We start from the raw sequence: 8,141 nt of genomic DNA on the forward strand, positions 1-8,141 counted from the left end.
CCGCGCCCGCGCCGAACCCGTGCCGGGCCGAAAAGAAGGTCATCGTTGCCCGGCGTGACCTGCCGTGATACACAGAGTGACCGTACGGGCTATTCGTACGAAACCCGCCAGTCAATGACGTCAAGTCGACATACGTTGGCCGCGTTGTCGGCGACAATGAGGCCTGACCTCTGCACACCGCAGGGGCGCTCACGGACTACCCACCAGGGGCGGTGACTTACATGCTCTTTGCGGCCGACAAGGGAGACATCAACACCATCATCGGCGGGATCGCTCCGGACTGGGGCCCCTTCGGCAGCCTGGGCAACGAGGCCAAGGTGATGATCGAGGTGGTCATGGCCGTGGCCATCCTCCTCTGCCTCGGCATCGCGGTGTGGGGTGCGGCGAAGCAGCGCATCGGCGCGACGGCCCTCCGGGACACCTTCAGCGCGGAACAGGGCAAGGGCCTCATCATCGCCGGCCTCACCGGGGTGTTCATCATCGGGTCCCTCGGCACGCTGTTCACCATCGTGTACGGCATGGCGGTATAGCCCCACCCCCTCCACCCCACCCACCCGTCGTGCCCACCGGCTGAGGTTGCGTCTCCCTGATGTCGAGTCACCACACCGCGTCCGCGCGGGAACCAGCACGGCTACCGTCGTACGCCTACGAGGGTGAGGGAGCGCAGACGGCATGAGTCCCGGAGACGAACAGGGCTACACCGACTACCCCGAGACGGGCCACACCCGAACCCGCCTCCCCGACCCCGACCCCTACGGCGGCGCCCCCCGCCGCCCCCACCGCACCTCCTCCCGCAGCCTCGTCACGGTGGTGGGCGTAGTAGTCCTCCTCATCGCCGCAATCGCCTTCGCGAACAGGGGGGACGACGCGGCGGGGGGCACGACGACCACCAAGGGCTCCCGCCCCCAGACCTCCACCACGGCTCCCTCAGGCACCCGCCCGGTACAAAGCACCCCCGGCACCATCCCCTCGGGCTTCGCCCACACCGCCCAGGGAGCCCAGAGCGCAGCAGCGAACTACGCGGTGGTCCTCTGGTCGGACGGCATGGTCGGCACAGCCAACAGACACAGCATCATCGAAGCAGTGGCGGATCCGAGCGCTGTGAGCCGGCTGCAGTCGGTGTTCGATGCCAACTACTCGCCGGACTTCCTCAAGAACATCGGCCTTACCCCTGACGGCAGTGTTCCCAAGGACACCACCTTCGTCGACCGCACCCTTCCGGCCGGTACGAAGACGACGTCCTACGGCGACGAAACCGCCACAGTGGAAGTGTGGTGCAACACGCTCTTCGGGCTGGCCGGTGACACCTCGAACAACCCTGTGACCAGCGGCTGGTCCACCGTGACCTTCAAGATGAAATGGAACGGCAGCGACTGGAAGGTGCTGGAAACCAGCCAGAGGACAGGCCCCACCCCGATCACCGGTGACAACCCCGTCTCCGGCGCCGAGGAGATCGGCAAGGCGGTCAAGGAGTTCGGAGGCTTCACGTATGCCCGGTAGCCCGCAGCGCGCACTCAAGCTCGCCGGCCTGGTGGGCGCCGTACAGGCCGCCACCCTGCTCCTGGCCACGCGAGCCTTCGCGGCCCCCACAGCCACGCCCACGCCGACGCCGACACCCAGCAAGAGCGCCGACTGCTCCCTGTTGGCGCCTCCGGCCCGGAAATACTGCGAGTCGGGCGGCTCCTCCGGCGGATCTTCCGGCAGCACCCCCGGTAACCCCCTCACCGACACTCTCGATCCCCTCGGCTCCCTGGCCAAGGGATGTGCGGACGCGGCCTCGTGGACGATCGGGAAGCTCAGTGCCGCCGTGAAGGAGACCGCCAACGTCGACTTCACCAATCAGGCGTTCCTCAAGCAGTACGCCGTCGTCTTCGCCGCCTCCACGATCCTCACGCTCCTGCTGTGGCTCCTCGCCGTCGCCAAGCGAGCCGTCCGCGGCGTCCCCCTCACCACCGCCATCTCCGAAGCCGTCGGTTTCCTCTGGCTCACCGTGCTGGCCTCCGCCTTCACTCCCCTGATCCTGTACACCGTCGTCTCGGCGACCGACGGCGTCACGGACGTCCTCGCGAAGGCCACCGGCGATCAGGCCGACACGTTCTTCGGCACCTTCTCCGGCGCCCTGAAGAAGGGCAACGACATCGGCGGCGGCCCGATCATGCTGATCGTCGTGTCCCTGGTCAGCATCCTCGCCGCCGGCGTCCTCTGGCTGGAGCTGGTCATCCGCGCCGCCCTGCTCTACGTCGGCGCCCTCCTCGGCACCGTCGTCTACGCCGGCCTCGTCGACAAGAACCTGTGGGGCCATGTCCGCCGCTGGGCGGGCATCATGATCGCCGTGATCCTCGTGAAGCCGGTCATCGTGATCGTGCTCGGCCTCGCCGGCGCCCTCTCCGGCAACAGCGGCCCCGACGCGTTCTCCGCCGTCGTCTCCGGCCTCGCCATCATCCTGCTGGCCATCTTCGCCAGCGCGATGATCTACCGCTTCGTCCCCGGCTTCGGCGACGAGATCGCCGGCTCCCGCAACAACCGCATCATGCAGGGCGCCGAGAGCAAGGCCGCCGCCGTCATCAGTTCCCCCGCCACCCTTGTCGCGCAGGGCATCAAGACCCACAGCACCCGCGCCGACAACAACGGCGGGGCGGGCGGCAGCACCCCCCGCCCGGCCAACCCCGCCACCGGCGGCGTCGCCGCCCACAGCAGCCGTACCCCGACCGGGGGCACCGGCGGAGCCGTCCCCTCCGCCACGCCCGTGCCCCGCGCGTCCAGCCCGGTCAACACCCCGCACGCCAGCAACACCCGCAACAACCGCTCGGGAGGTGAAGGGCGTTGACGACCGAGTCCCACCTGTCCCATCCGGTCACGCCCCGCCGTACGTATCTCATCGGCCGTGCCCGGCCGAACGCGATCATCGGCCGGAACCGTGAGTCGGGCGAGATCGCCCTGATCGTCGTCGGCGCGTTCCTCGGCATGATGTGCGGCCTCATCGTCCCGGTCCTGGCCCTGCGCATCGTGCTGCTGACCGGCTTCCCGCTGCTCGCGCTCGCCGCCGTCTACGTGCCGTACAAGCGCCGCACCTTCTACAAGTGGTTCGAGATCAACCGCTCCTACAAGCGCACGGTCAAGCGCGGCGCCGCCTACCGCTCCGCCGCCATGGAGGCCGGCACCCGGCTCGACGGCCGTGAGATCGAGGTCGGCCCGCCGCCCGGCATCGGCCGCATCACCTGGCTCGCCGCACCCTTCGGGCCCGACGAGATCGCCGTACTGCTGCACGCCGACCGCAAGACCGTCACCGCCGCCATCGAGATCGAGGGCCCCGGCGTCGGCCTGCGCGACTCCGAGGACCAGGAGGCCCTGGTCGACCGCTTCGGCACCCTGCTCAAGCACGTGGCCAACGGCGACGGCTTCGTCACCCGGCTGCAGATGCTCGCCCGGACCCTGCCCGCCGACCCGGACGCCCACGCCAAGGACGTCGCCCAGCGCGGCGACCTCCGCGCCCCGGGCTGGCTCCAGCAGTCCTACGACCAGCTGCAGTCCATGGTGTCCACCAGCAGCGAGCAGCACCGCGCCTACCTCGTCGCCTGCATGCACTACTCCCGGGAGCTGGCCGCCGAGGCGCACGCCATGGCCCGCGCCGCCCGCGCCCACGGCGGCAAGGTGGACCGCGACGCCGGCCTCGCCGTCGTCATGGCCCGCGAACTCACCGACATCTGTTCGCGCCTCCAGGAGGCCGACATCCGGGTGCGGCAGCCGCTCGGCCAGGGCCGGCTGGCCTCCCTCATCCACTCCATGTACGACCCCGACCACCCCATCGACCACATCCAGGCGATGACCCAGCGCAACGCCTGGCCGGCCGAGCTGGACGCGGTGGAGCCCACGTACCTCCAGGCCAAGACCCGCGAGTCCGGCACCCGCGCGCCCTGGTGCCACGCCACGGCCTGGGTCAAGGAGTGGCCGATGACCCCCGTCGGCGTCAACTTCCTCGCCCCGCTCCTCGTGCACACCCCGGACGTCATCCGTACGGTCGCCGTGACCATGGACCTCGAACCCACCGAGATCGCCATCGAACGCATGCTGACCGAGAAGACCAACGACGAGGCCGAGGCGTCCCGCGCCGCCAAGATGAACCGGACCGTCGACCCCCGGGACATCGCCGCCCACAACCGCCTCGACCAGCGCGGCGAGGACCTCGCCAGCGGCGCCGCCGGGGTCAACCTGGTCGGCTACATCACCGTGTCCTCCCGTTCCCCGGAGGCCCTCGCCCGCGACAAGCGGACGATAAGGGCCTCGGCCGGCAAGTCGTACCTCAAGCTGGAGTGGTGCGACCGCGAGCACCACCGCGCCTTCGTGAACACACTTCCCTTCGCCACCGGCATCCGAAGGTAGGGGCTGTCGCCGATGCGGGATCCGCTGTCCGTCCTCACCGAGGTCTTCACCTCCTTCCTCTTCGGGAAGGTGGAGACGACCCGGCTGCCGGTGCGCACCTCCACGGGCCAGGCCCAGGCCGTCTACCTGCCCACGGCCGCGCCCGGCCTCGGCGACTCCGGCGTCATCATCGGCCGCGAGGTCTACTCCGGGAAGGGCTACATCTACGACCCGTTCCAGCTGTACGGCCAGCAGCTGCCGGCCCCGCACTGGCTCGTCCTCGGCGAGTCCGGCAACGGCAAGTCGGCGCTGGAGAAGACGTACGTCCTGCGCCAGCTCCGTTTCAGGGACCGCCAGGTCGTCGTCCTGGACGCCCAGGGCGAGGACGGGGTCGGCGAATGGAACCTCATCGCCCAGGAGCTGGGGATAACCCCCATCCGGCTCGACCCGACGGCCGCCCTGAACCACGGGATCCGGCTCAACCCCCTGGACCCGGCCATCACCACCACGGGCCAGCTGGCGCTGCTGCGCACGATCATCGAGGTAGCGATGGGCCACGGCCTGGACGAGCGCTCCGGCTTCGCCCTGAAGGTCGCGCACTCCTACGTCAACGAGACGATCACCGACCGCCAGCCGGTCCTCACCGACATCGTGGAGCAGCTACGGCACCCCGAGCCTGAGTCGGCGGAGGCGATGAACGTCGCCATAGACGACGTACGCGCCTGGGGTCTCGACGTGGCACTGGTCCTGGACCGCCTGGTCGACGGTGACCTCCGGGGCATGTTCGACGGCCCGACGACCGTCGGCATCGACCTGGACGCGCCGCTCATCGTCTTCGACCTGTCCCACATCGACCGCAACTCCATCGCCATGCCGATCCTCATGGCCATCGTCGGCGTGTGGCTGGAGCACACCTGGATCCGCCCCGACCGCAAGAAGCGGATCTTCCTGGTCGAAGAGGCCTGGCACATCATCAACAGCCCGTTCGTCGCCCAGCTGTTCCAGCGGCTGCTGAAGTTCGGGCGCCGACTCGGCCTGTCCTTCGTCGCGGTCGTCCACCACCTGTCCGACGTGGTCGACGGCGCCGCCGCGAAGGAGGCGGCGGCCATCCTGAAGATGGCGTCGACCAGGACGATCTACGCCCAGAAGGCCGACGAGGCCCGGGCGACCGGCCGGGTCCTGGGCCTGCCGCGCTGGGCGGTGGAGATCATCCCGACCCTCACCCCCGGCATCGCGGTCTGGGACGTCAACGGCAACGTCCAAGTGGTCAAGCACCTGGTCACGGAGACGGAACGGCCACTGGTCTTCACCGACCGCGCGATGACCGAGTCGTCCAGCGACCTCACGGCCGACGACGCCCTGCACGCCGCCGAACTGGAGGCGGAGCAGCGGGCCGCGGCCTTCGTGGAACAGCACTTGGGCGACTCCGAGTCGACGGTGGCGTGAGGGACGCGGGAGACATAGGAACGGACGCGGCGACGCAGGGAGTACAGAGGGAGTACAGGGTGAGACCGGACGACCGCCGTGACAGTCGCCGGGAGGGCCAGGGCGGCATTCCCGACGGCCTGCTGATCGGCATGCTCGCGTTCCTCCTCGGCATGACCCTGCTGGTGTGGACGGCCACGGGCCTGGCCGCCTGGTTCGCCCAGGGCGCCTGGCCCACCGGCGTCACCTTCACCCGCACCCCCCTCGCCATGCGCCACCTCATCGGCCGGCCGCACGACCTCGCCGGCGCCTGGCCGGACACCCCACCGGCCCAGCTGTCCGGCTGGGGGCTGTTCTGGGGCCTGTTCATCGGCCAGCTGATGATCCTCTTCGTCCTCGTCATGTTCGTCCTGGGGACGGTGGCCCGGTGGCGTGCGGGCAGGACACGACGGGCCGCAGCCGCGGTCGCGGCCGCGGGCAAGGCCGCGGGGCAGCCGGGAGGAGCCGCCCCGGCGAACCCCTTGGACGCGTATCCCCTGGGCGTGAACCCCTTGGGCGCTGGGCCCGCCGGGCCGCCGGGAGTCCCGGCGGAGCCGCCGGCAGCCGCGGGGTCATCGGAAGCCGCCACCGCGGTCACGTCCCCTCTGCCCGCGCCCGCCTCACCCGCCCCCATCCCCGCCCCCGTCCCTGTCCCCGTCCCCCGGCACGAGGTTCCTGCGCCGCGCAGCGAGCCCGGTCGGCCGGTGCCGGACGCCCGGCCGGCCGGCCAGGAACGGACGGGCGACGGGGAGAGACTCCTCATCGCCCCCAGGGAAGGCCGCCAGGCGACCGCCGTCCAGGCCGTACGGGACGCGGAAGGCCCCGTCCTCCTCGTCACCTCCAACCCCGCCGTGTGGACGGAGACGAAGGACACCCGCGCCAAACTCGGCCCCACCCTGCTCTACGACCCCACACACCGCTGCGACACCCCGGCCCGCCTGCACTGGTCACCCACCGCCGGCTGCGAGGACAAACAGACGGCGCTGCACAGGGCGACGGCCCTGCTCGCCCCGGTCCAGCCCACCGCCAGGATCGACCAGGCGGTGGCGGACACGGCGACCACCCTCCTGCGCAGCTACCTGCACGCCGCCGCCCTGGAGAACCGCACCATCCGCCACGTCCACCGCTGGTCCCAGGGCACCCAGGTCCAGGACGCCGTCCGCACGCTGCGCACCCACCCGAAGGCGGCCCCCGGCGCGGCGGGCGAGCTGGAGGCGGCCCTCACCGCGCACCCCGAACGCCGGGACATCGCCCAGGAGCTGACCAGCAGGGCCCTGTCGGCCCTGTCCACGGTGAACGTCCGCGAGGCCTGCACCCCGAACCGAACTGATGCGCTGAGCCTGGATTCCTTCGTCCACGAAGGGGGCACGCTCTATGTGGTCGGTGAATCCATCGAGGACCCGAGGAGCAGTCCGAGCGCGATGCCGCTCCTGACGGCCCTCGTCTCCAGCGTGGTCGAGCGCGGCCGGCACATGGCCGAACGGTCATCCTCCGGTCGGCTCGACCCACCACTCACCCTGGTCCTGGACGACATCGCGGCCGTGGCCCCGTTCCCCGAGCTGCCGGCCCTGCTCGCCACCGGAGCGGGGCGCGGACTGCCGACGCTGGCCCTGCTCCGCTCCCGCGAACAGGCCCGCTCACGCTGGCCGCACCAGGAGCTGCCGGTCTAGACCGGCGGTTCCAGGACGAACTCCAGCTCGTTCTGGGTCTCGTCCTTGGTGAACGGCACGACCCGCCCGCTCGGCCCGAAGCCCAGCTTGCGATAGGCCGCCTGGGCCCGCGCGTTGTCCTCGTGGACGAAGAGCCGTACCCGCTCGGCCCGCTGTTCCCATGCCCAGGCCACACCGGCCTCGAACAGGGCGTCGACGAGCCCGTTCCCCCGGTGTGCGGGCCGGACGAACACCCCGACCATGTGTCCTTGCCGCCGCTCGATCGGATACCCGGCCCAGTCCTTCGTCCCGGCCTCTTCCATGAGTACGGTGACCGAGCCGGCCCAGGTCCCGCCGGGTGCCTCGGCGACGAACTGCTGGGAGGTGGTGGACCCGACACCGGAGCCGACCGCCCGGTCCTGCCAGAAGGAGTCCGGTCTGGCCGCCGCGTTCTCGTACGTCTCCAAAAAGGCGAGGTGCGCGATCCGGTCCCGCAGCGCGTCGAGCCGCAGCTGCTTCACCTTTTTCCAGTCGTCGGCACGTATGGCACGGACGACATAGTCGTTCCCGGTCGGTACGGTCATGACACAAGCCTAAACGCAGAAAACCCCCGCACCGGAGTGCGGGGGTTTCCCGGAATGATTGTTCGGCGGCGTCCTACTCTCCCAC

Annotated in this window: 7 protein-coding genes; 6 read left to right on the plus strand and 1 reads right to left on the minus strand. The window is 70.5% G+C overall.

The genetic code is table 11. From position 1 onward, the window contains the following. Positions 1–221: 221 nt before the first annotated feature. The 6 genes from IE312_RS36875 (at position 222) to IE312_RS36900 (ending at position 7,493) form a co-directional block, all read left to right on the plus strand. Entirely contained in the window at positions 222–530 is a 309-nt protein-coding gene (locus IE312_RS36875; protein WP_014673544.1) for a DUF8827 family protein, read from the plus strand. A 142-nt stretch (positions 531–672) separates the two neighbouring features. Further along, positions 673–1,500 carry a DUF8175 domain-containg protein gene (locus tag IE312_RS36880; RefSeq protein WP_189986681.1) on the plus strand — a complete coding sequence of 276 codons (828 nt, stop codon included), beginning with the start codon at positions 673–675 and terminating at the stop codon, positions 1,498–1,500. Further along, positions 1,490–2,827: a hypothetical protein gene (locus tag IE312_RS36885; RefSeq protein ID WP_189986682.1), complete on the plus strand. Its 1,338-nt coding sequence runs from the start codon at positions 1,490–1,492 to the stop codon at positions 2,825–2,827. The genes IE312_RS36880 and IE312_RS36885 overlap by 11 nt, the downstream gene beginning before the upstream one ends. Continuing rightward, positions 2,824–4,380, plus strand: a complete 1,557-nt coding sequence (locus IE312_RS36890; RefSeq protein WP_189986683.1) for an SCO6880 family protein — start codon at positions 2,824–2,826, stop codon at positions 4,378–4,380. The genes IE312_RS36885 and IE312_RS36890 overlap by 4 nt, the downstream gene beginning before the upstream one ends. Positions 4,381–4,392: 12 nt before the next feature. Next, positions 4,393–5,805 (plus strand): ATP-binding protein, encoded by a 1,413-nt coding sequence (locus IE312_RS36895; protein WP_189986684.1) that lies wholly within the window; start codon positions 4,393–4,395, stop codon positions 5,803–5,805. 59 nt (positions 5,806–5,864) lie between these two features. Continuing rightward, the gene (locus tag IE312_RS36900) at positions 5,865–7,493 is read left to right on the plus strand and encodes a type IV secretory system conjugative DNA transfer family protein (RefSeq protein ID WP_189986685.1); all 1,629 of its coding nucleotides are present in this window, start codon (positions 5,865–5,867) and stop codon (positions 7,491–7,493) included. On the opposite strand, the gene IE312_RS36905 is transcribed toward IE312_RS36900, so the two are convergent. Then, the gene (locus IE312_RS36905; RefSeq protein ID WP_189986686.1) at positions 7,490–8,056 is read right to left on the minus strand and encodes a GNAT family N-acetyltransferase; all 567 of its coding nucleotides are present in this window, start codon (positions 8,054–8,056) and stop codon (positions 7,490–7,492) included. The two genes, IE312_RS36900 and IE312_RS36905, sit on opposite strands and share 4 nt — an antisense overlap. Positions 8,057–8,141 lie beyond the last annotated feature (85 nt).

This window comes from Streptomyces capoamus, assembly GCF_014654935.1.
Taxonomy (GTDB): Bacteria; Actinomycetota; Actinomycetes; order Streptomycetales; family Streptomycetaceae; genus Streptomyces; species Streptomyces capoamus.

Excerpts from the sequence above, each read along its gene's own strand:
- IE312_RS36895 (WP_189986684.1), top strand. The coding sequence starts at position 4,393 with ATGCGGGATCCGCTGTCCGTCCTCACCGAGGTCTTCACCTCCTTCCTC.
- IE312_RS36880 (WP_189986681.1), top strand. The coding sequence starts at position 673 with ATGAGTCCCGGAGACGAACAGGGCTACACCGACTACCCCGAGACGGGC.
- IE312_RS36875 (WP_014673544.1), top strand. The coding sequence starts at position 222 with ATGCTCTTTGCGGCCGACAAGGGAGACATCAACACCATCATCGGCGGG.
- IE312_RS36905 (WP_189986686.1), bottom strand. The coding sequence starts at position 8,056 with ATGACCGTACCGACCGGGAACGACTATGTCGTCCGTGCCATACGTGCC.
- IE312_RS36885 (WP_189986682.1), top strand. The coding sequence starts at position 1,490 with ATGCCCGGTAGCCCGCAGCGCGCACTCAAGCTCGCCGGCCTGGTGGGC.